The sequence below is a fragment of the Ruegeria sp. AP12 genome (assembly GCF_056540025.1).
In genome coordinates, this window is the sequence record NZ_JBQFVZ010000217.1 from 1 (window position 1) to 687 (window position 687).

The following is a 687-nucleotide window of genomic DNA, read 5'->3' on the forward strand; positions in this document are numbered from 1 at the left end:
CGGTAGGGCGCGGTCCATGCCAGAAGCCTAGCACAAACCGGCCCGCGCCTCAAAATCGGATCAAGATGGCGTGCAGCTGCCCCTGTCAAATCGCTGTGAAGCTCCTTTGATCATCATGTCATATTCGAGACTCACAAGATCAACGGCAAAGTTGACGACCTGACCGTCCTGAATCAGCAAAAACGTCAGGTTGTCCAAACCCGGCAGGATGTCCGCCTCGCCCTGCAGATCTCCGACAGTGATGTGCCCTTTGTTGGACCCGCCCGAACGGGCCAACGTCACGCTTGATTGATCCACAGACGAGGTGCAATTGGCCAAAAAATCATTCGCATCGAGTTTAGTTTGCCCTGCAACAACAGGGGAGGAGCCCAGCACGATGGCCGAGGTCAGGGCAGCTCTGAGAAGCATAGAGAGTCCTTTGAGGGTTGTTCCGCGTTTCTACGGCGCCTAGAGGCGAATTTGGCCGCAATTTTGGCGGAGATACGTCAAATTGCTGGCCGCCCAAATTCAATTTTAAAACGAATTGGGGCAGTCAGGATCAACCCAAATGATCAAGTGATTGAAGCATCAAAGAGATATGCGTGTCGCCGTATTTTCGACTGTCCAACAACTGGAATCCATCCGGCGCTTGCATCGGAGCGTTTTCTTCCCACACGATAAACGCCCCCGCAGCGATCCATCCTGCAT

General features: G+C 53.6%; 1 protein-coding gene and 1 pseudogene. Both read right to left on the minus strand.

The features are described 5' to 3' along the window. Positions 1-60 precede the first annotated feature (60 nt). Positions 61-408 carry a hypothetical protein gene (locus ACR0E6_RS22365; RefSeq protein WP_480563224.1) on the minus strand — a complete coding sequence of 116 codons (348 nt, stop codon included), beginning with the start codon at positions 406-408 and terminating at the stop codon, positions 61-63. Positions 409-538: 130 nt separating this feature from the next. Continuing rightward, positions 539-687, minus strand: a pseudogene (locus ACR0E6_RS22370) (16S rRNA (guanine(966)-N(2))-methyltransferase RsmD); the annotation flags it as partial.